Annotated in this window: 20 protein-coding genes and 1 rRNA gene; 2 read left to right on the top strand and 19 right to left on the bottom strand. The window is 66.8% G+C overall.

Annotation, left to right across the window (positions count from 1 at the left end):
• Positions 1-20 precede the first annotated feature (20 nt).
• The gene (locus K940_RS0126050) at positions 21-1,388 is read left to right on the top strand and encodes a wax ester/triacylglycerol synthase family O-acyltransferase (RefSeq protein WP_028479867.1); all 1,368 of its coding nucleotides are present in this window, start codon (positions 21-23) and stop codon (positions 1,386-1,388) included.
• Between the two features lie 79 nt (positions 1,389-1,467).
• Here K940_RS0126050 and K940_RS0126045 read toward each other — a convergent pair whose 3' ends face one another.
• The 12 genes from K940_RS0126045 to steA form a co-directional block, all read right to left on the bottom strand.
• Positions 1,468-2,226, bottom strand: a complete 759-nt coding sequence (locus K940_RS0126045; RefSeq protein WP_028479866.1) for an acyl-[acyl-carrier-protein] thioesterase — start codon at positions 2,224-2,226, stop codon at positions 1,468-1,470.
• A gap of 90 nt (positions 2,227-2,316) precedes the next feature.
• Positions 2,317-3,762 carry a ribosome biogenesis GTPase Der gene (der, locus tag K940_RS0126040; protein ID WP_369797543.1) on the bottom strand — a complete coding sequence of 482 codons (1,446 nt, stop codon included), beginning with the start codon at positions 3,760-3,762 and terminating at the stop codon, positions 2,317-2,319.
• Entirely contained in the window at positions 3,759-4,436 is a 678-nt protein-coding gene (gene cmk / locus K940_RS0126035) for a (d)CMP kinase (protein WP_081706715.1), read from the bottom strand. Before cmk ends, der begins: the two co-directional genes overlap by 4 nt.
• 65 nt (positions 4,437-4,501) lie before the next feature.
• Positions 4,502-5,509, bottom strand: a complete 1,008-nt coding sequence (locus K940_RS0126030; protein ID WP_081706704.1) for a pseudouridine synthase — start codon at positions 5,507-5,509, stop codon at positions 4,502-4,504.
• A gap of 9 nt (positions 5,510-5,518) precedes the next feature.
• Positions 5,519-6,175: an SMC-Scp complex subunit ScpB gene (scpB, locus tag K940_RS0126025; RefSeq protein WP_028479862.1), complete on the bottom strand. Its 657-nt coding sequence runs from the start codon at positions 6,173-6,175 to the stop codon at positions 5,519-5,521.
• A 121-nt stretch (positions 6,176-6,296) separates the two neighbouring features.
• Entirely contained in the window at positions 6,297-7,157 is an 861-nt protein-coding gene (locus tag K940_RS0126020) for a ScpA family protein (protein ID WP_028479861.1), read from the bottom strand.
• Between the two features lie 404 nt (positions 7,158-7,561).
• Positions 7,562-8,521 carry a ParA family protein gene (locus tag K940_RS0126015; RefSeq protein WP_028479860.1) on the bottom strand — a complete coding sequence of 320 codons (960 nt, stop codon included), beginning with the start codon at positions 8,519-8,521 and terminating at the stop codon, positions 7,562-7,564.
• A gap of 209 nt (positions 8,522-8,730) precedes the next feature.
• On the bottom strand, positions 8,731-9,666 hold the full coding sequence (locus K940_RS0126010; RefSeq protein ID WP_028479859.1) for a site-specific tyrosine recombinase XerD: 936 nt from the start codon (positions 9,664-9,666) through the stop codon (positions 8,731-8,733).
• Positions 9,667-10,317, bottom strand: coding sequence for an NUDIX hydrolase (locus K940_RS0126005; protein ID WP_028479858.1), 651 nt, complete (start codon positions 10,315-10,317; stop codon positions 9,667-9,669). It abuts the gene before it with no gap.
• A 16-nt stretch (positions 10,318-10,333) separates the two neighbouring features.
• On the bottom strand, positions 10,334-12,058 hold the full coding sequence (locus K940_RS0126000) for a CTP synthase (RefSeq protein WP_028479857.1): 1,725 nt from the start codon (positions 12,056-12,058) through the stop codon (positions 10,334-10,336).
• A 69-nt stretch (positions 12,059-12,127) separates the two neighbouring features.
• Positions 12,128-13,045, bottom strand: a complete 918-nt coding sequence (locus K940_RS30535; protein ID WP_036530489.1) for a copper transporter — start codon at positions 13,043-13,045, stop codon at positions 12,128-12,130.
• Positions 13,046-13,063: 18 nt separating this feature from the next.
• On the bottom strand, positions 13,064-14,269 hold the full coding sequence (gene steA / locus K940_RS0125990) for a putative cytokinetic ring protein SteA (protein ID WP_028479856.1): 1,206 nt from the start codon (positions 14,267-14,269) through the stop codon (positions 13,064-13,066).
• Positions 14,270-14,463: 194 nt separating this feature from the next.
• On the opposite strand from steA, the gene K940_RS0125985 reads away from it, so the two are divergent.
• Entirely contained in the window at positions 14,464-14,883 is a 420-nt protein-coding gene (locus tag K940_RS0125985; RefSeq protein WP_028479855.1) for an SRPBCC family protein, read from the top strand.
• Between the two features lie 9 nt (positions 14,884-14,892).
• On the opposite strand, the gene recN is transcribed toward K940_RS0125985, so the two are convergent.
• The 7 genes from recN to rrf all read right to left on the bottom strand — a co-directional run bounded on the left by recN (position 14,893) and on the right by rrf (position 20,953).
• Entirely contained in the window at positions 14,893-16,725 is a 1,833-nt protein-coding gene (gene recN, locus K940_RS30530; protein ID WP_051407566.1) for a DNA repair protein RecN, read from the bottom strand.
• Positions 16,703-17,662, bottom strand: coding sequence for an NAD kinase (locus K940_RS0125975; protein WP_028479915.1), 960 nt, complete (start codon positions 17,660-17,662; stop codon positions 16,703-16,705). The genes recN and K940_RS0125975 overlap by 23 nt, the downstream gene beginning before the upstream one ends.
• Positions 17,659-18,480, bottom strand: a complete 822-nt coding sequence (locus tag K940_RS0125970; protein ID WP_028479854.1) for a TlyA family RNA methyltransferase — start codon at positions 18,478-18,480, stop codon at positions 17,659-17,661. Before K940_RS0125970 ends, K940_RS0125975 begins: the two co-directional genes overlap by 4 nt.
• A gap of 1 nt (position 18,481) precedes the next feature.
• Positions 18,482-18,745, bottom strand: a complete 264-nt coding sequence (locus K940_RS0125965; protein WP_051407565.1) for a hypothetical protein — start codon at positions 18,743-18,745, stop codon at positions 18,482-18,484.
• A gap of 25 nt (positions 18,746-18,770) precedes the next feature.
• Positions 18,771-19,658, bottom strand: coding sequence for an HAD-IIA family hydrolase (locus K940_RS0125960; RefSeq protein WP_028479852.1), 888 nt, complete (start codon positions 19,656-19,658; stop codon positions 18,771-18,773).
• Between the two features lie 73 nt (positions 19,659-19,731).
• Positions 19,732-20,739, bottom strand: a complete 1,008-nt coding sequence (locus K940_RS32125; protein ID WP_081706703.1) for a hypothetical protein — start codon at positions 20,737-20,739, stop codon at positions 19,732-19,734.
• Between the two features lie 97 nt (positions 20,740-20,836).
• Positions 20,837-20,953 (bottom strand): 5S ribosomal RNA (gene rrf / locus K940_RS0125945).
• Between the last annotated feature and the right edge of the window lie 156 nt (positions 20,954-21,109).

Raw genomic sequence — 21,109 nt, 5'->3', positions numbered from 1 at the left:
AGCGCTGAAGGGAACTGCCCATGGACTTCATCGCGCCGGCGGACGCATTGTTCTTGATCGCGGAATCACGCGAACACCCGATGCACGTCGGCCTGCTACAAGTCTTCGACCCCGTCGACGGCGCCGGCGCCGAGTTCGCCCGGCGCGCCCATGCGACGCTGACCTCCGACCAGCACTTCCACCCCACCTTCCGCAAACGTCCAGCGCGGCTGTTCGGTACCCCGCAGCTGGCGTGGACGGTCGACAGTTCCATCGAACTCGACTATCACATTCAACGGCATGCGCTCCCCGAATGCGGCGGGCTGGACGCGCTGGTGGACCGCGCTTCCGGACTACACGGCGCACTTCTGGACCGCCATCGGCCACTGTGGGAAGCGCACCTGATCGAGGGTCTGGCCGGCGATCGTGTCGGCTTGTACGCGAAAATTCACCACGCTCTGATCGATGGCGTCGCCGCGCAGCGACTGCTGCAGCGCATGCTCACCAACGACCCGGAATCCGGCGCGCCGGCGCTGGTTCCCTGGCACCTGCCGCCCCGCGGGGCGCGCACGATCGTTCCTGGCCGGCCGCGCAGTTTACCGGCTGCCGCGCGCATGATATTCGCGGCGGCGGGTTCTGCGCCGGCGACCCTGCGCCTGGCCCGTACTGTCCTGCTGGAGCAGCAGCTGACCTTGCCCTTCGCCGCGCCCCGCACCGTGTTCAATGTTCCGATCGGCGGAGCGCGCCGGTGCGCAGCACGCTCCTGGCCAGTGGAACGTATCCGCCAGATCAAGAAGACGACCGGCGCCACATTCAACGACGTGGTGCTGGCCATGACGGCGGGCGCACTGCGTTCCTACCTGATCGCCCGCAGCGCGCTACCGGACAAACCGCTCATCGCGATGGTGCCGGTGTCCTTGCGTTCGGACTCCGACGATGGCGAGGGGGGCGGCAATTCCACCGCGGCGCTGTTGTGCACTCTGGCGACCGATCTGGCCGACCCGAGTGCACGGCTGGCCGCGATCAGTTCCTCGATGCGCCGCAGCAAGGACGTCGTTCGTGCGCTTTCTCCCGCGCAGGCGGTGTCGTTGTCGGCACTGACACTGAGCCCACTGGCCCTGTCACTGCTCGTGCCTGCCACCGTTGCGCTGACCAGCCCACCGTTCAATATCGTCATCTCCACGATTCCCGGACCGCGGGAGCCGCAGTTCTGGAACGGGGCGCGACTCGACGCCAGCTACCCGCTGTCGATCCCACTCGACGGCCAAGCCATGAACATCACCATGACCAGCAACGCCGAGAGCCTCGACATCGGCATCGTCGCCTGTCGCCGGACCGTGCCGAATGTCGCCACCGTGCTCGACCACCTCGAGCGGGCACTGGGCGATCTGGAAGAAGCGGTCTACTGACGGTCCCCTCGATTGCACTGCACCTGCCGCGGACGACTCGGCGAGGACGACCCACGCGCCACGGTCGCGAGACGGCGGGTCACCGCGCGGTGACCCGGGCGACTGCACGCGAATCCGCCGCGACGGCAAACCAGACATCGAGGCTCGAATCGGTGCGCCGGGCAACCAATGAGACATCCTCGCAGGACCGCACCGGCTTGCCGTACTCGATCACGACCCGATGCGGACCGGACTTCAATTCGGCGTGCTCGCTGAGCACCTCCTCGAGCGCGGTCAGATAGACCGCGTTGTTCACGTGATCGAGCAGGTCGATATCCGTTACCCGCAGCGGGAACGACCTCGTCCGCACATCGGGATCGGGGTCGACCGGCATCGGATCGGTCAGTGCCGCTTTCCAGCGGATCCGGTGTTCGGTGGTGCACGCCATCATCGGCTCCATGAAGCGGTCGCTCATCCGGGTCGGGACGCCGGATTCGGTGTCGAAGTGGATCAAGAAGCCCTCGGTGTCCACCAAACCACCGCCGCTCCCGAAAACCTGCACGCGCATCGTGCACCATCGGGTGGACATCGCCGACGGCCAGCGTCGCAAGACGACCCGCTCTCCGAACTGGATGGGTTTCAGCACGTCGATCACCGTCCTGCGGACCACCCACACTCGGTGGATATCACCGTCGTCGAGAACTTCGAGGTGGTCGTAGCCGACGTCTTGGAGGTAGCGGGCAACGCCATCGAGTCGCAGACGTTGGTCGCCGTCGGTGTCGGCGAGGCGCACCAACCATCCGGTCTCGAACGGTGTGACCCGCGCAGGGCATTCCGGCAACACGCTGGGAATCACCATTACCGGATAATGCCAGGAATTTGCTGACTGCGCGCGGGCGGAGGGCGAATTGTGGCCGAGCGGCGCCATGCCGCCCTCCCAGAAGGCCGACTACCTCGTGCGGTCGCGCTTCTCTCGCACCCGCACCGAGATGCGGACCGGCGAGCCGGCGAAGCCGAACTCCTCGCGCAACCTGCGCTCCAGGAATCGGCGGTAGCCTGCCTCCAAGAACCCGGTGGTGAACAGAACGAAGGTCGGTGGCCGCGTGGTCGCCTGCGTGGCGAACAGGACACGAGGCAACCTGCCACCCCGCATCGGTGGTGGAGTAGCGGCGACCACCTCCTTCAGCCACGTGTTCAGCCGGCCGGTCGGGATGCGCTTGTCCCAGGAGGCGAGTGCGGTCTCCATGGCCGGAACCAGTTTCTGCACCGCGCGCCCGGTGTGTGCGGAAATATTCACTCGCTGCGCCCACGGCACCCGAACGAGGTCCCGGTCGATCTCACGAGTCAACTGCACGCGGCGGTCTTCGTCGACCAGATCCCACTTGTTGAACGCCAACACCAGCGCACGCCCGGAGTCGGCGACCATGCTGATCACCCGGAGATCTTGTTCGGTGATCGGCTGGGCTGCGTCGATCAGCATGATTGCCACTTCCGAGGCCTCCAGTGCGGACTTCGTGCGCAACGACGCGTAGAACTCGGTGCCACTGGCATGGGCGACCTTGCGACGCAGCCCGGCGGTATCGACGAATTTCCAGACCTTGCCACCCACTTCGACCAGAGAATCGACCGGGTCGACCGTGGTGCCCGCGACATCGTGCACCACCGACCGTTCGTCACTGGACAGCTTGTTGAGCAGGCTCGACTTACCGACGTTGGGTTTGCCCACCAGAGCGACGCGGCGCGGGCCCTGGCCACCGGATCCCTCGCGCGGCGTCTGGGGAAGCGTTTCCAGCACGTCGTCGAGCAGATCACCGGTTCCACGACCGTGCGCAGCACTGACCATACGCGGTTCGCCCAGACCCAGCGACCACAGCGCGGCCGCCTCGGCTTCGACACGTTGGTCGTCGACTTTGTTGGCGACCAGAATGACGGGGACCGTGGAACGACGCAGTCGTTTCGCTGCGGCCTCGTCGGTAGCGGTGGCTCCGACCACGGCGTCGACCACGAGCACGATCGCATCGGCGGTATGCATCGCCAGTTCCGCCTGCCCGGCCACCGCTCGCTGCAACCCCTTTGCATCCGGCTCCCAGCCGCCGGTGTCCTGGACCAGGAATCGGCGTCCCGCCCACTGGGCCTCGTAGGACACTCGATCACGGGTAACACCAGGGATGTCCTCGACGACCGCCTCTCGGCGACCCAGGATCCTGTTCACCAGGGTCGACTTGCCGACATTCGGCCGGCCGACAACCGCAACCGTCGGCATCGGCACGGGCGCGCGATCGTCGTCTGCGCCGCCGTGCTCGGCGACCTCCCAGTCCGCCTCGTCACGCCAGACCCCGTCGCTCCAAACCTGGTCGTCGGAGATCCCGTCACCGGCCAGCACGTCCCCGCTCACCGGCCGCCCCCCGCCGAAGAGGCCGAGGCCTGTTGCGCGACGACACCGTACAGCGCGTCGATGACCTCGTCCATGCCCAGTTCGCTGGTGTCCACCAGCGTCGCATCCTCGGCAGGACGCAGCGGTGACACCGTGCGCGTGGAATCCAAGGAGTCGCGCCGCTGGACATCTGCGAGCACGCCCGCGTAGTCGTCGCCTCGCCCCTCGGCGATGTTCTGCTGATTTCGCCGGTATGCACGCGCTTGCGGCGACGCGGTCAGATAGATCTTGACGTCCGCCGCCGGTAGCACCACAGTGCCGATGTCGCGGCCCTCCACCACGATCCGGCGCGCACCCATGGCAATGGCCCGCTGCATAGCGACCAGCAGTTCCCGGACTTCCGGAACCGCCGAGACCGCGGACACCGCCTTGGTGACGGCGTCGCCCCGGATCTCCGAGGCGACGTTCTCACCATCGAGTTCGATCAACTCGCGACTGGGTTCGGTGCCGATGACCAAGGGCAGCTCTTTGACCGCGGCAGCAATGGCCGCGATATCGGTGAGCCCGACACCCGCGCGCAGCACTCGCAGCGTCGCAGCTCGATACATCGCACCGGTATCGAGATACCGCGCGCCCAACCGCGTGGCCAGACGTCGAGATACGCTCGACTTCCCGGTGCCCGACGGTCCGTCCATGGCCACGACCAGCGAACTCGAACCGGTCAGCCGGTCAGCCGCCGGCACCGAGATCCCCACACCGCTCACAACGACACCGCCTCGTAGAGTTTGCCGACTTCGTCGCGGCCGAGCACACGCAGCGTGCCGGGCCGCTGATTGCCCAGCGCGACCGGACCGATGTCGGTTCGTACCAGCCGAACCACCGGATGCCCTACCGCGCTCAGCAGGCGACGCACGATGTGTTTGCGGCCCTCGTGCAGCACGATCTTCACCAACGAACGCCCCTCCCCCAGTTCGAGCACTTGGAAGCGATCGACCACGGCCGGACCATCGTCCAACTCGACGCCTTCTCGCAAGCGTTTGCCGACCGCGCGGTCGACCACTCCGCGTACCGTCGCCAGATAGGTCTTGGCGACCTCGTAGGACGGATGCGTGAGCCGGTGGGCGACCTCTCCGTCGTTGGTGAGCAACAGCAGACCCTCGGTGTCCGCGTCGAGTCGTCCCACATGAAACAAACGCTGACCGGCAGCGACCCGCTCGGCCACGATGTCGCCGACACACGGACGGCCGAGATCGTCGGACATGGTGGACTGCCATCCCTTGGGTTTGTTCAGCGCGAGGTGCACCAACTCCTCGCGCACCACGACGCGAGTGCCATCGACCCGTACCACCGCGTGCCGAGGGTCGATTCGCAGGCCCTGGCCACGCACCACCAGGCCGTCGACCTCGACGCGCCCCTGCGCGATCAATTCCTCCGCAGCCCGGCGCGAAGCGACCCCTGCTCGAGCGAGGACCTTCTGCAGGCGTTCACCCTCGCCCCACGGGAGTTTGGGATGGTTTCCGGACTCGGCGGATGCCACATTCTGCCGTCGTGCGGGTTTCGCATTGCTCACCACCGGAGGTTGGGCAACCTGCCGCGGCGGCGTGGCCTTCTGTGCACCGGGAGACTTCTTACCGATTCGCACGCCCCGCGACGTGTTCCCGCGTTCGGCCGACTGCGCCGCGCGCGCGCGAACCGCGCGGTCCACGCTTCCGCCTCGGGCGGGTTTCCTACGATCCGGTGTGCCATCTCGGCGAGCGGGCGTACTCATCGTTTCCTGTCATACGTCGGCACCGAGGTCCAGGTGGCTCTCGGTGGTCTTCTTCATCCTGGTGTACCGAGGGTCCGTCTCCAGACTCTCGCTGATCTCGTCGATCAGGTCGACACCCGGCAGCAGGGGCGCCAGCGGCGGCAGATCGCTCAACGAGGCGAGTCCGATCCGTTCCAGGAAGAGTTCGGTTGTACGGTACAACGTCGCGTTGGTCTCCCGATCGACGCCTGCCTCGGCGATCAATCCTCGGGCGAGCAGAGTGCGCATGACCCCGTCGACATTGACACCGCGGACCGCGCCGACTCTGGTTCTGGTCACCGGCTGACGGTAGGCCACGACCGCCAGAGTTTCCAACGCCGCCCGCGTCAGTTTCGATCGCGAACCATCGAGCAGCATGCGCTCTACGTACGGCGCGTACTCGGTGCGAGTATAGAAACGCCAGCCATCACCGACGAACCGAAGCTCGATGCCGCTGGAGCGGGCGGAGAGTTCGGCCGACATCGCATGCAGCGCACGTTCCACCCGCGCGGTCGTATCGCCGAGTGCGGCGGCGAGGTGGTCGGCCGGCGCCGGGGTGTCGACGACGAGCAGCATGGCCTCCAACGCGGAACGGAATTCCGCATCCTCGAGCGGCGGCGAGACCAGGTCCACCACCGCCTCGCTCATGACGACACCTCGGAGCTCGGCGTATTCGGACCCGAGCTCATCGCGTGTCGGCTCTGTCCTGATCGGCGCTGTCCTGATCGGCTCTGTCCTGATCGGCCTCTGTGCACGGCGCTGTGCTGGCTCACCCGTAGTCCTCCTCGATCGTCATCGTGCCCGTCCGGTCGGCAGTCTCGTCACCGATCCAGCTGACCAACAGCGGACCGAGTGGGTCCGGTTGCTCGAACTCGACCGCTTTGCCGCGATACAGCTCGAGCAAAGCGAGGAACCGCGCGACGATCTGGATCGGAACCTCGCAGTCCGCGACCAGATCGGCGAAACAGACCCACTCACCGGCACCGCGCTGTTCGAGCCGGTCCAATATCAGCGCTGCCTGCTCGGCCACCGAAATCGCCGGGACATGCAAGTGGTCGAGACCCACCTGCGGGGTCGGGCGAGGTCGGAAGGCTGCCGCCGCGATCTCGGCGAACTCGGCCGCCTCGACACCCAGCGTAACCTCGGGCAGCAGCTCGACGTAGCGCTGCTCCAATCCGACCGCACGCGGATAGCGTCGTAGCGCGGCGGCCTCCAACTCGCCGAGCAGCTCGGCGACTTGCTTGAACGCGCGGTACTGCAGCAATCGCGCGAACAGCAGGTCACGCGCCTCGAGCAGTTCGAGGTCCTCGGCGTCGGTCATCTCCCCGGACGGCAACAGCCGCGCGGCCTTCAGGTCGAGCAAGGTGGCAGCGACGACCAGGAATTCGGTGCTCTGGTCGAGGATTCTGTCCGCACGCACGGTGTCCGGCCGGGTCGGCAGGGTCGCGGTCAGCGCCTTCGTGTACGCGATGAACTCATCGGTGACCTTGGCCAAGGCCACCTCGGTGACATCCAATTTGCGTGAACTGATCAAGGTGAGCAGCAGGTCGAACGGCCCCTCGAAATTGCTCAGGCGCAGTCGGAATCCGGTCGGTTCCTGCTCGGCTGCCCGCGCGTGTTCTGATGGCAAAGCGCTCGCTGCGGCCTCGACGGTGTGCGGGGGACCAGCTGGTCGGTTGGTATCCCCAGCAGTCGTCGCGGCACGCTGCGCGGACGGGCGGGGCGATGGGTCCTCCACCGCACCCGCGCGACCCCTGCGAGTGGTGGTCGCGCGTCGACGTGCCCGAGCCGGGTCCTGGGCGTGCGCGCCGCCCGACCGGCGTGCCGGCGCCGTACGGCCCGCGGCAACGTACGCAGCTGCTGCGTCACCGAGTGTGGGCGGCGCGGGGAGGCGAGCATGCTCGCCTCGAACATCGGTGACTTCGGCCGAGTCGGCCGCGCACGCCCGATCGTCCGGCACGGAGATCGCATTCGTTGGGAAAGGCCCGTGGTCGGTCGGGTCGCTGGCCGCAGACGACTGGTCGTCGCTACCGCTCACAGGTTCGACCGGTGGATGACTTCCCGTGCCATCGATCGATACGCCTCGGCACCGCCGGACTTCGGCGCCCAGGTCGTAATGGGTTCACCCGCGACGCTGGCGTCCGGGAATCGGACAGTGCGTGCGATCGCGGTGTCGTAGACCAGGTCACCGAACACCTCGACCACTCGCGCCATGACCTGGCGGGAGTGCAACAGCCGAGCATCGAACATGGTGACCACTATTCCGTACAGTCGCAACCTGGGGTTGAGCCGGTCGCGCACCTTGTCCAAGGTGTCGTTGAGCAGTGCGAGTCCACGCAACGAGAAGTACTCGCACTCCATCGGAATGATCACACCGTCGGAGCAGGCCAAGGCGTTGACGGTGAGCAAGCCCAGCGAAGGCTGGCAGTCGATGAGGATGTAGTCGTACTGGCTGCGCAACGGCTCGAGCGCGCGACCGAGGCTCTGCTCTCGACCCACTTCGTTGACGAGCTGGATCTCCGCCGCCGACAGGTCGATGTTGCTCGGTAACAGGTCCAGATTCTCGATGCGGGTCTGGAGCAGCACGTCGTCGACGACGACCTTGGAGCCGATGAGCAGGTTGTGCACGGTCAGCTCGAGGTCGTGATGCGCCACACCGAGACCCGCCGACAACGCACCCTGCGGATCCAGATCGACCAGCAGCACCCGCCGCCCGTATTCGGCCAGCGCGGCGCCCAGATTGATCGTGGAGGTGGTCTTGCCGACCCCACCCTTCTGGTTGCACATGGCAATGACCAAGGCATCGCCGTGCCGCTGCAACGGCGGCGGGTCGGGCACCAACCGCAACGGCCGCCCGGTCGGGCCGAGCGTCGCGTCCTCCGGTACCGGCTCTACATTGCCCCACAGTGTTTCCGCCGGGGTGTCCGAGTACCGGCTCGTCTGCGGCTGTGCCCCAGCACCCGTCGGTGGCTCTGCCGCGCCGGCTGTCGTCACGATCCGCTCCTTATATGTTCCTACCCGTTGCCTCGCCGAGCGTAGCGAGGTCGATCCGCGTCCGACCTCGCTGTCATGCGGTCCAACTCTGGATAGACGCTACCGCCTGACGGCGCTGGAGCGGCGCGCCGCCGCGCGGCGTGTTCGCCACCCGTGGATCGGCGCCGAGCACAATCCCCTGCGCCACCACCGTCGCAGCCTGGCACGGATCACAGCGCTCGAGGATGGGCACCGGCCCAAACTTCACGCATCGTGGTGATCGTGACCAGCGTATAGATCTGTGTCGTGGTCACCGACGAGTGACCGAGCAATTCTTGGACCACGCGAATATCGGCGCCACCATCGAGCAAATGGGTCGCGAAACAGTGCCGCAGTGTGTGCGGCGACACTGCGGCGCCGATGCCCGCCCGAGCAGCGGCGGTGCGCAGAATCTGCCATGCACTCTGCCGGGACAACCGCGTGCCGCGAACGTTCACGAACAGCGCCGCGGTGTCGCCCGCCGTGCGGGCGGCAAGCAGCGGTCGCCCCCGCACGAGGTAGGCGTCCACTGCGGCGAGGGCCGGCCGGCCTATCGGTACGACCCGCTGCTGGCCACCCTTTCCACACAGCACCACCGACCGTTGCGCAGTATCGAGATCATCGACATCCAGCGCCACCATCTCCGAGATGCGGGCGCCTGTGGAATACAACAACTCCAACAGCGCCCGATCGCGCAGCGCACGCGAGGGCCCATCCGCACCGGCAGCCGAGTCGGCGCCCGCAGCCTCCAGCAACTTCACTACCTGGTCATAGGGCAGAGCTTTGGGCAATCGGCGACCCGGCGCCGGCGGCTTGACCGCGTGCGCAACATCGGCTGTGACCTGCCCCTCCGCGGCGGCGAAACGATGCCAGCCACGCACCGCGATCAGGGCGCGGGCCACCGAACTCGCTCCCAACGACGGATGCCCGTCGTCTCCCGAACGCAGCGCCATGACGAAATCCACCACATCGGATTCGGCGACCTCGTCGAGCGAACCGATCCCACGCGCCATCGCGAAGTCGAGGTAGCGGCCGAGATCACGCCGATAGGCAGCGAGGGTATTGATCGCGACCCCGCGCTCGACCGCAATGTGGTCGAGGTAGGCGTCGAGTTCGCGGGCGAGCACCTAGCGGCGGCCCTCGGTCCGCCGGGCCTGCTGGCGACGCAACAGAGCGAATGGCTGCTGCGACCATGCGGCCTGCGCAAGGCGCAGCTCGACTCCGCCCGACCGGGCGGCCGCCACCGCGAGCACACCCGCTACCGCGGTGGCATTGACGATCCGCCCGCTCAGCGCAGCCCGAACAGCCTCGTCGACCGGCATCCGAATCACTTCGAGGTCGGCCTCCTCATGCTCCGGTTCGGGCCGGTGGACCTCGGTCAGGCCACGCGCCAGATAGACCCGCAGCGCCTCGTCGGTGAACCCGGGCGACAACACCACATCCACCAACACCGCCCACTCGCGCGCGGCGAGGCCGGTTTCCTCGGCCAGCTCACGCTGGGCGGCCAGAAGCGGGTCTTCGTCGGGCAGATCGAGCAGGCCCGCGGGCAATTCGAGTAGCCGTTTACCGATGGGATGACGGTATTGGTCGACCAACACCACATTGTCCTCGTCATCGATCGCGGCGACGGCGACGGCCCCGTGGTGCTCGATCACCTCACGCTCGACCACTCGGCCGCCGGGCATCGACACCTGGTCGAGGCGCAGCGCCACAATGGCTCCGCTGTAGACGGTCTCACTGGATTCGACGGTGAACTCGTGCCTGCCCGGCTCGGTCACGTCCGCGTCGGTCATGTCAATACACCTGTTCGGCCGCACCTGCGAATTCGTCCCCCGGGATGTCGACCGGGAGTCGTTCGGACGCTTTTCCCCGCAACGCCGCCGATATCAGTGCTGCGAACAGCGGATGCGGGCGGGTGGGGCGGCTCTTCAGCTCTGGGTGCGCTTGGGTGGCGACGAAGAAGGGATGTACATCGGCGGGCAACTCGACGAACTCGACCAGATTGCCGTCCGGTGAGGTACCGCTGAAGGTCAAACCACTCTCGGCGATCTTGTCTCGGTAGGCGTTGTTCACCTCGTACCGGTGTCGATGCCGCTCGGAGACGAACGCGCTGCCGTAGGCCCGGGCCACCACCGAATCGTTCGCCAGCCTCGCCGGATAGGCACCCAGGCGCATGGTGCCGCCGAGATCGGCCTCACCGGCCACGGCTTGCTCCTGGTCGACCATCGTCGAGATGACGGGATGCGGCGTGGTGGGCTCGAATTCGGTGGAGTTGGCCTCGACCAGGCCCACCGAACGCGCGGCCTCGATCACCACGCATTGCAATCCCAGGCACAGGCCGAGCAGCGGAATCCCCCGCGTGCGTGCGTAGTGCACTGCACCGACCTTCCCTTCGATGCCGCGGATACCGAAACCACCGGGAACCAGCACCGCGTCGACGTCGCGCAAGGCCTGCTGAGCGCCCGCGGTCGTTTCGCATTCATCGGAGGGAACCCACCGCACACGCACCTTGGCGCGCGAGGCGAATCCGCCCGCACGCAACGCCTCGGTGACCGAGAGGTAGGCATCGGGCAGGTCGACGTACTTGCCGACCAACGCGACCTCGACGGTCTCGCGCGGCGAGTGCACCCGGTCGAGCAGGTCTCCCCACACGGTCCAATCGACGTCCCGGAACGGCAGGCCGAGTCGGCGCACCACATAGGCGTCCAGGCCTTCGCTGTGTAGAACCTTGGGAATGTCGTAGATGGACGGCGCGTCCGGAGTGGAAATGCACGCGTCGACCTCGACATCGCACATCAGGGCGATCTTGCCCTTCAGCGGCTGCGGGACTTCCCGGTCGCACCGCAGGATCAGCGCGTCGGGCTGGATGCCGATATTGCGCAACGCCGCCACGGAATGCTGGGTCGGTTTGGTCTTCAACTCACCAGAGGGGGCGAGATACGGCACCAACGACACATGCAGGAAGAACACATTGTCACGGCCGACATCGTGGCGAATCTGTCGGGCAGCCTCGAGGAACGGCTGGGACTCGATGTCGCCGACCGTGCCACCGATCTCGGTGATCACCACGTCAGGAGTCTGCCCCTGCAGATCGGCGCCGCGCATCGCGAGGATCCGGCTCTTGATCTCGTCGGTGATGTGCGGAATCACCTGCACGGTGTCACCGAGATATTCGCCCCGACGTTCCTTGGCGATGACCGACGAGTAGACCTGCCCGGTCGTCACGTTCGCATCGCGCGACAAGTCCCGGTCGAGAAACCGCTCGTAGTGACCGACGTCCAGGTCGGTCTCCGCGCCGTCCTCGGTCACGAACACCTCGCCGTGCTGGAAGGGGTTCATGGTCCCGGGATCGACGTTCAGATACGGGTCGAGTTTCTGCATCGTCACCCGCAGCCCACGCGCAGTGAGCAGCTGTCCGAGGCTGGAGGCAGTAAGACCCTTACCCAATGAGGAGGCGACGCCGCCGCTGACGAAAATGTGCTTCGTGGCCGTTCGCGTCTGAATCCGTGTTTGACCCACGGGTCTTCACGGTAACACGAATCCATTCGCCTACTCGCATGCCGGGCACCGTTGCCAGCGAGCGGCAGCTCATTCGCCGAGCGCCAGAACGGTCCGGACCCGGCCGATGTCTCGTTCCACATTGTCGACGATGGCGATCCGGGCGGCGAGGGCATCGTCGGCCCGGACGACGGCGATCGGGCCGGAACCCTGTGCGGCGCCAGGGCGGCCTGCGAGCACCACGCCGGAGCCGTGACTGCTCAGCGCACCCGTGAAGTGGGCGATGGTCGAGCCCATGAAATCTGCGTCCACCCCCACGTCGGTGTCCGCATCGGCGCCGTTCCCGGTAACGACCACGGCGAACTGCGCTGGATGTACCGTTTGGCCACCGTCGACGAGGTCACCGTCGACCAGGCCACCGACGACCAGAAAGCCGCCCGCGCGCAGCGTCTCCAGGACCAGTCCCAGCTCCTGCGGTGTGCTGCGAGTTCGCCCATTGATCGGGTCCAGCAGCAGGACCTGGCCCAGCAGGTCGCCCGCCAGACTGCCTTGATCGACGGCGCTGGTGGCCAAGCGCGCACCCGCTGGGAGCACGTTCGTGATCGCGGTCCGTACGCGGTCACCCTCGGCAGCGTCGCTGAATGCGTCGGTGAGCGTGATCCGACCGGCGAGGGTCGCTCCGGATACCTCGAGCGCGTGGGCTACCGCCGCGACATCGTCGGCGTCGGCGTCGGCGGTGGTGAACACCACCACACTGCGATCGCTGAGGGTACCGCCGAGAATCCGGCTCGAAGTCTGCTCGATGAATCGATCGGCGGCCGTGAGCTGCGCGCCGAGCTGGTCGTTGTGTTCGGTGAGCTGGTCGACGCGCCGCTGCAGATCGGTCCTGTCCGACCGCAGGCCCGAGAGCAGGTCGGCCGCGAGCGTCTGTGATCCGAGCAGCACTCCGATCGCGAGCGCGAGAAAGATCGCGGCAATCGAGACGGCGTGCTGACGCAGCGAAATCATCGTGGTCCCCGCATTCCGCTACGCGCCGAACTGCTCCCGCGACCAGCGTGCGAGCTGATCGAACAGTTCGACGGACCAATCCATGACATCCCCGCCACGATCGGAGGCCACCAGGACGACGACCACCGCGACCAGTGCGGCGAGTACGACCAGGGCTACCGCGATCCCCGATACGCGGTTGCGGTACAACGTGGCCACGGCCTTCGCATCCACCAGCTTGGTGCCGACCTCGAGTCGAGTGAGGAAGGTCGCCGGATTGCTGTCGCGCCGGCCGCGATCGAAGAAGTCGTCGAGCGAGGCTGGCGCGCCCACGGTGACGATCAGAGCCGCGCCGTGGTGATCGGCCAGCAGCAGCGCCAAATCGGCGGCCGAACACGAGGAGGGAAAGGTGGTCGCGCCGATACCGAGGTCCTGGATACGCTCGAGCCCTTTGGCGTGACCGTCGATATCAGCGGGCAGAATCACCTCGGCGCCGCACTTCATGGTCGCCGAAGTGATCTCTTCCGGGTCACCGACGATGATGTCGGGTCGATAGCCCCGCCTGCGCAGGGTATCCGCGCCACGACCCACGCCGATCAGAATCGGGGTGTATTCCTTGATGAACGGTTTGATTCGCTGCAGATCCTCGACATGATCCGGCCCGTCGGCGACGACGACGACATGCCGGCGATCCAGATCCAGCTCCAGCTCGGGCACCCCGAAGCCATCGATGAGCAGTGCGCTTTCCGTGCGGATGAACTCGATGGTGTTGCCTGCGAACGCCTCCAGATGATCGGCCAGCCCGTTGCGCGCCTCGATCATGCGCTCGTGCACGGCACTTCTGGTGAGCTCGATGCCTTCGACCAGAACGTCGGGTTCCTTCTTGATTCGTTTGTCCGCATACACCACACCCCCGGCGATGCGGACCTTGACGCCGTCTTTGATCCTGCTGAACGCATCCGAACTCACCGTGTCCAACAACAGAATTCCATTGGCCACAAGCGCTTCCGGTCCCAGATTCGGGTAGCGGCCGGAAATGGACGGCGACGTATTGACCACAGCACCCACGCGGGCCTCGACCAGCCGATCGGCGGTCATCCGATCGAGGTCCATCTCATCGAGGACCACGACATCGCCAGGGCCGATCCGCCCGAGCAGCCGCCGAGTGTTGCGATCGACCCGGGCGGTTCCCGTCAGGCCGGGCAGCGTTTCGACAGTCCTCGACAACAACGCCGGCATCTTCATGGCGCCGATCATCGCGGCAAACTCCCGACCAGGGGTGGAGGCGCGCCGTGGCTTCCATGACATTCGTCACCGAATACCCGGCGCCGGCGGTGCACCTGTCTGCGTCGCGATGTACTGACGCACACGCCCAGTTACCCAGGGCGGTCGCCGCGGCCGGATATGATTCACCGCACAGCACATCGAAGAGGAGACCCATGGCCAGCGCCACCGTCAACGCCACTGTCGCCGCCCCACGGGAGGTCGTGTACCGGCTGTTCGCCGACCGCGAAAGCATGAACCCCTACCTGCGGGTTCCGATCACACTGACCAAGCCGGGCGCGACCGAACGGGAAGGCGTCGGCGCTCAGCATCGGATCGGCAAAGGTCCACTGGCCATCACCGAGGAGATCACCGCATTGGTCCCCGGTGAGCGGATGGAGTACACGATCGTCAAGGGCGCACCGGTGAAACGGCATATGGGCACCATCACCTTCGCCGACGCCGGAAACGCCACCCAGGTCTCCTACACCATCGAAGCCGAACCCACGCTGCCGGTTCCCGCCGCGATCATGCAGTTCGTCCTGCGGAACTTGATCGGCCAGCTGATCAAAGGGGCGCAACACGCCGTGCGCTGACCGGCGCTCTCAGCGCGCCGCCGGCTGGGTGTCGGATTGCTCGGCACGAGCGGTGTCGGACTGCTCGGCACGAGCTCTATCGGACTGCTCGGCACGAGCGGTAGCCAACAGTTCCTCCGCATGTGCGCGACCGGTCTCGGTGTCGTCCAGACCGGCCAGCATCCGAGCCAGTTCGACGACGCGCTCCTGCGTGGTGAGTACTCGCACGTCGCTGTCGACCGCTTTGTTTGCGGTATCGGACCTGTCGACGACGAGATGTGTATCGGCGAATGCGGCGACCTGCGGCAAATGGGTGACCACGATGACCTGATGCGTACGCGCCAGCCGGGCCAGCCGGCGCCCGATCTCGACCGCCGCTCGGCCGCCGACGCCGGCATCGACCTCGTCGAACACCAATGTCGCTCCGTGATCGGAGCTGGCAAGCACCACTTCCAGCGCCAACATCACCCGCGACAGCTCGCCTCCGGAAGCGCTCTTGCTCAGCGGCAACGACTGTGCACCCGAATGTGCCGACAGCCGGAACTCGACCTCGTCCACACCCAACGGACCTGCATGCACCTGCTGTCCACCGACGGTGAGCGGGGCGGAATCCTGGGCGCCTTGCACCAGCTGTCGCACCGCGACCTCGAAGCGAGCCTTGCCCATCGCCAAGCCGCCCAGCTCGGCGCTCACGGCCGTGGCCAACTTGGCTGCCGCCGCCGTGCGGGCCGCACTCAGTTTCGTCGCCGCCGCCCGCACCCGTTCGGCGGCGATGTCCACTTCAGCGGCCAACTCCGCCAGCGCATCCTCCGAGATATCGACCGAGCCCAGCCGGTCACGGGCCGCCTGAGCCCACGCCAATACGCCATCGACATCCGCCGCATACTTGCGGGTGAGTGTCTTCAGTTCTGCCTGCCGCGTGAGCAACGCGTCCAACTCCGCGGGATCCGACGGCAGATCCGACAGATAGCCGCTCAACTCCGCCGCCACATCGACAACCACGGCGAGCGCGTCGGCCAAGCGCGGCGCGAGGGTGTGCAATGCGGGGTCGTCGGCCGCCTCGATCCGGGTACGAGCGCCACCGAGCAAGTCCAATACACCGACCCCGTTCTCGGGCGATTCCGCGGATCCGACCAAGGCGGCGTGCGCGGCTTCCGCGGCCGCACGCAACGAATCCAGCTCGCTGAGTCGGCGAACCCGGTCGATGATGCGCGCATCCTCACCAGGTTCGGGCGCGACGGCATCGATTTCGTGCAACGAGTGGGTGAGCCGATCGGCTTCGAGCGCCAACTCCCGACTCAGCGCTTTTCGTTCGAGCAACTGCGTCCGCGCAGCGAGCCACGATCGGCGCCGCGTCTGGTACTTCCGTAGCAGCGCACCCACCGCGTCGGCAGCGAAGCGGTCCAGCGCAGCCAGCTGCTGATCCGGGCGCCGCAAGCGCAGCTGATCGTTCTGCCCGTGCACGGTCAGCAACGGTGCGGCGAAATCGCCCAACACCGAGGCGGGGACGCTGCGCCCGCCCAGATGCGCCCGCGACCGGCCGTCACGGCCGACGGTACGAATCGCAATGATGCTGCCGTCATCGTCCGGCGCACCCGCCGCCGCCTCCACGACCTGTGTGACCTCGGCACGCGCCGCCACATTGACGTCATCGACGGCGAAGCGACCCTCCACCACGGCGCGAGCGGCGCCGAGCCGAATTCGTCCGGTGTCCGCACGAGCGCCGCTGAGCAGGTGCAGGCTGGTCACCACCATGGTCTTGCCCGCGCCCGTCTCTCCGGTCAGGCAGGTCAATCCGGCATGGAACTGTGCGGTCGCCGTGGAAATGACACCGAGGCCTTCAATCCTGATCTCTGTCAGCACGTGTGTTCTCCGTTCGCCGTCGGCCACGCCAGCCGGTCACGGGCAACTGGAACTTGCGCACCAACCGATCGGCGAACGGCGCGGAATCCAATCGCACCCACGACACCGGTTCGGAACTGCGCACCGCTTCCACGCGGCCACCCTTGGGCAGTGCGAGCATGCGTCTGCCGTCCAGGAAAACTATCGCATCGTGGCCGGTCGCCACAGTTTCGACCGCGATCCGCGAATCCGGACCGGTCACCAGGGGCCGCGCGAACAGGGCATGTGCATTGCTCGGCACCACCAGCAGTGCTTCGAGTTGCGGCCACAACACCGGCCCACCGGCGGAAAAGGCATACGCCGTCGATCCGGTCGGTGTGGCGATCAAGATACCGTCACAACCGAACGCCGAAACCGGCCGACCATCGACCTCCAGCACCACTTCCAACACACCGGTGCGTGAGTTGCTTTCGATACTCGCCTCGTTCAATGCCCAACCACGTTCGACCACCTCGTCATCGACACGCACCGTCAGATCGATCGTCATCCGATGCTCGATCCGGTAGTCGCGACGCAGCACCTGGGCCAGCGCCTCGTCCAAGTGGTCGGCCTCGGCCTCGGTGAGGAACCCGACCCGGCCGAGGTTGATCCCGAGCACGGGTACCGCTGCCGGCCGCGCCATCTCGGCGGCCCGAAGAAAGGTCCCGTCACCGCCGAGCACCAGTACCATTTCGCACCCGAGTGCAGCCTGTGCGTTGTGCTCGACCACGCGCACCGGGTAGCCGGCCGGCTCGGCCCCGAATCGGGTGCTGTCCACTTCGTCCGCGAGCACTCTGAGACCGATACCGGCATTCGCAAAGATCTTCACGGCCCGATGGGCGGTCTCGGTGATCTCTGCTCGGCCTGGATGAGACACCAGCAGGATCTCTCGACCACAGGACTGAGCCGGCACGTTCACCGTGGACCCTCCTCGACCGCACGCTCGACCAGTGCCGCCACTCGCTCGCTGTCGTAGTCGAATCGCCCAGTGTTGCGCAACCACAGGAAATATTCGACATTGCCGGAGGGACCCGGCAACGGGCTCGCGACCGCACCGAGGGTGCGCAGGCCCGCTTCCGCGGCCGCTGCCGCTACCGTACGCACTGCTTCGGCCCGTAATGCCGGATCGCGCACCACTCCTCCGGAGCCTACTCGCTCTCGGCCGACCTCGAACTGTGGCTTCACCATCGGCAAGAGATCCGCGCCGGGGGCTGCGCACGCGGCCAGCGCTGGCAACACCAGAGCCAGCGAGATGAACGACAGGTCACCGACGACCACCTCGACCCGACCGCCGATCATCTCGGGCGTCACAGTGCGCACATTGGTGCGGTCGAGCACGCGCACACGCTCGTCGGTGCGCAGCCGCCAGAGCAACTGGCCGTAGCCGACATCGACGGCAACCACTTCCCGCGCGGCTCGCGCCAGCAGGACATCGGTGAATCCGCCGGTGGACGCGCCTGCGTCCATGCAGCGCTTCCCCGAGATGGACAGTCCATCCGGTTCGAAGCGATCCAACGCCCCCAGCAATTTGTGTGCTCCGCGCGATGCCCACGCGACCTCGTCGGCCGCCTCTCGGACCACCAGGGGTGTGCCTGCGTCGACGGCGGTCGCGGCTTTCACTGCGACGGATCCGGCGATGAGGACGCGGCCCGCGCCGATCAGTTCGACCGCATGCTCGCGCGATCTCGCCAATCCGCGGCGAACCAGTTCCGCGTCCACCCGTGCGCGTCTGGCCACGTCAGATCTTGTCCACCGTGGCCAGTGCCCGCACGAGCACTTCGTGCGCCTGCTCGAGAATATGCGCTCGGCGGGTGAGATCGACACCCGTTTCGGTTCCCTCGTCCGCAGCGACACCGTCCAATTCGGCGAGCAGATCGTCCACGTCGCCCCGGATGCGATCCGGGTCGGCCGGCTGCACCGTCAGATGCTGGCCGGGCAGCGGGATCTTCGGGGCGGATCCCTGTGTACCGGCAGGGTTTCGAGGACCGTTCGAATGAGGCATAGGGGTAGTCATCGTAGCGCCAACGCTAGCCGATTTTCGAACCGAACGTGCGTACCACTATTGCTCGCCCCGGGTTACGCCGCAGCGCTTCGTCGAGATCGACGCCGGGTCCGGGATCCAACGGCGGATGATTGAGCGCCGCCAACGAATCGGATACGTAGGTGGGGATCTGCTCGGTCGGGGCCCGCCGCACTTCGTCCATGGTGCTGACTCCGGTCAGCACCAGCAATGCGTCGAGGCCGACCCGCGAGGCTCCTTCGATATCGGTGTCGAGACGGTCACCGACCACCAGCGCATCGCGGGAATTCGCTCGACGTAGCGCGTCTTCCAGCAGTGGCGCGAACGGTTTGCCGGCCACGATGGGTTCCTGGTCGGATGCCGCGCGCAACGCAGCGACCATTGCACCGTTGCCGGGCGCGAGGCCGCGCTCGTTCGGTAGCGTCCTGTCGGTGTTCGCCGCCACCCACACCGCGCCCGAACGCAGGGCATAGGCGGCTTCGGCCAGGTCCGACCACGCCGTGTCCGGCGAGTGCCCTTGCACCACTGCGTCCGGCGCGACGCCATCGAAACGGCGGATCGGCGCCAACCCGACGGCCTCCACCTCAGCTGCGAGATCGTCGGTGCCGACGACCAACACGCGCGCATTCCGGTCGAGCCGCTCGGCGAGCACGCGCGCTGCCGCTTGGGCACTGGTCACCACATCGTCGGTGGTGGCCGGAAAGCCGAGTTCGGCCAGGTGCTGCGCCACGACCTCCGGACCACGGCTGGCGTTGTTGGTGACATACACCAGCCGTTGAAGCGCCTCTCGGCAAACCAACGCTTCCGGAGCGCCCGTGATCACCTCGTGGCCGCGATACAGCGTGCCATCCAGATCCAACAGGAGGGCTCGGTAGCGATCTCGTAGTCGCTTCACACCACTCTCTCACTCTGGGTCACCCGACCGGCTTCGGTGTCGTCCAGTACGCCGGTCACGTCGGTGGGATCGGCTACACCTCGAAGTCCCCGGTCAACTCGGCGGCACGTTCTTCGGCATCCGTCTCGCCATCCAGATCCGCCGATGCGGCATTCAGGAACCAGGTCAAGCCCTCGTCGGTGCGGCCAGCCGCCACCAGAGCGTCGGCATAGGCATAGAAGAGGCGCGCGGCGGCGGAACCGCTTCGGGACGGGTCGAGCTCCGGGCTCTGCAGGGTCACGATCGCTTGGTCGTACTGACCCAGGTCCATGCGCGCGCCCGCGACGACGATACGCAATTCCGTCGCGTCATCACCGCGCAGCGCCCGCGCCTCGGTGCTGCGCCCGAGTTCGATCGCACGTTCGGGTCGGCCGAGACCACGTTCACAGTCGGCCATCACCGGCAGCAGACCGGAGCCGCCGGACATTCGCCGCGCAGTTCGCAGTTCCGACAACGCCTCTGCCCATTCACCGGCGTGATACGCGACGACTCCGGAGGTCTCCCGCACCACGGCAATCCGCCCGGCCCGCCGGCGGGCGGCACGGGCATGTGCGAGCGCCTGAGCCGGATCGTCCTCGACCAATCGAACTGCCATCACCAGATGCCGAGCAACGGTGTCCGCATTGCGTCGGTCCAGGCTGAGGAGATCACGCCAGACCGCAGCGTCCAGGTCGGAGGCCTGGACATCGTCGGGTATATCGGGTTCGTCCGGGCGGGGAGGACGCCGGTCACCTGCCCGATCCCCACCTGCGCGTCCACCCCGCCCACCGTGGTGGCGCGAGGCCGAGTCGCTGTCTCGGAACGTGCGGTCGGCACGCGCACCGCGCCGACCCGGAGCAGCAGAATGCTCGCCGGTCTCGTCTCCACGGCGGGAGTCGGATTCATCACGCCGTCCGGCTCGAAATCCCTTGCGCGGCCGATCCGCACGACGGTCGAACCCTCCCCGTCCGGAGGCACCACCTGCAGCGGCGGGCCGCTGCCCGCGTCCCGGCTGGGGGGCACCGCGCCGGAAGGGCTTCGGATCGTTGTCGGGTTCCGGCACGATATTGCCTTCCTGGGGCCGACGGATCGGTGGGGTGGTGTCCGGTGGTGGAAATGGTGATAGGGGACCCGGTTGTGGGTCCCCTATCGGTGGTGTGTTTCGGCGGTGTCCTACTCTCCCACACTCTGTCGGGTGCAGTACCATCGGCGCTGGTAGGCTTAGCTTCCGGGTTCGGGATGGGTCCGGGCGTTTCCCTGCCGCTATGGCCGCCGTAACGTTGTGAAACTGTGCACACGGTTGTGTGTTGTGTGTTGTTTCAGATGCTGCACAGTGGACGCGGGGTGTGTTTTTGTGGGTAAGTTTTCGGCCGGTTAGTACCGGTCACCTTCACACGTTGCCGTGCTTCCAGTTCCGGCCTATCAACCCCATG

Origin of the sequence: Nocardia sp. CNY236, assembly GCF_000482385.1 — a bacterium.
Taxonomy (GTDB): domain Bacteria; phylum Actinomycetota; class Actinomycetes; order Mycobacteriales; family Mycobacteriaceae; genus Nocardia.
Note: the sequence above shows the minus strand (reverse complement) of the source record. Positions and strands in the feature narration are given on the sequence as shown.

Excerpts from the sequence above, each read along its gene's own strand:
- scpB (WP_028479862.1), bottom strand. The coding sequence starts at position 6,175 with ATGAGCGAGGCGGTGGTGGACCTGGTCTCGCCGCCGCTCGAGGATGCG.
- K940_RS0126045 (WP_028479866.1), bottom strand. The coding sequence starts at position 2,226 with ATGGTGATTCCCAGCGTGTTGCCGGAATGCCCTGCGCGGGTCACACCG.
- K940_RS0126050 (WP_028479867.1), top strand. The coding sequence starts at position 21 with ATGGACTTCATCGCGCCGGCGGACGCATTGTTCTTGATCGCGGAATCA.
- steA (WP_028479856.1), bottom strand. The coding sequence starts at position 14,269 with ATGAAGATGCCGGCGTTGTTGTCGAGGACTGTCGAAACGCTGCCCGGC.
- K940_RS0126030 (WP_081706704.1), bottom strand. The coding sequence starts at position 5,509 with ATGAGTACGCCCGCTCGCCGAGATGGCACACCGGATCGTAGGAAACCC.
- K940_RS0125985 (WP_028479855.1), top strand. The coding sequence starts at position 14,464 with ATGGCCAGCGCCACCGTCAACGCCACTGTCGCCGCCCCACGGGAGGTC.
- K940_RS30535 (WP_036530489.1), bottom strand. The coding sequence starts at position 13,045 with ATGATTTCGCTGCGTCAGCACGCCGTCTCGATTGCCGCGATCTTTCTC.
- cmk (WP_081706715.1), bottom strand. The coding sequence starts at position 4,436 with ATGGACGGACCGTCGGGCACCGGGAAGTCGAGCGTATCTCGACGTCTG.
- K940_RS0125965 (WP_051407565.1), bottom strand. The coding sequence starts at position 18,745 with ATGCCTCATTCGAACGGTCCTCGAAACCCTGCCGGTACACAGGGATCC.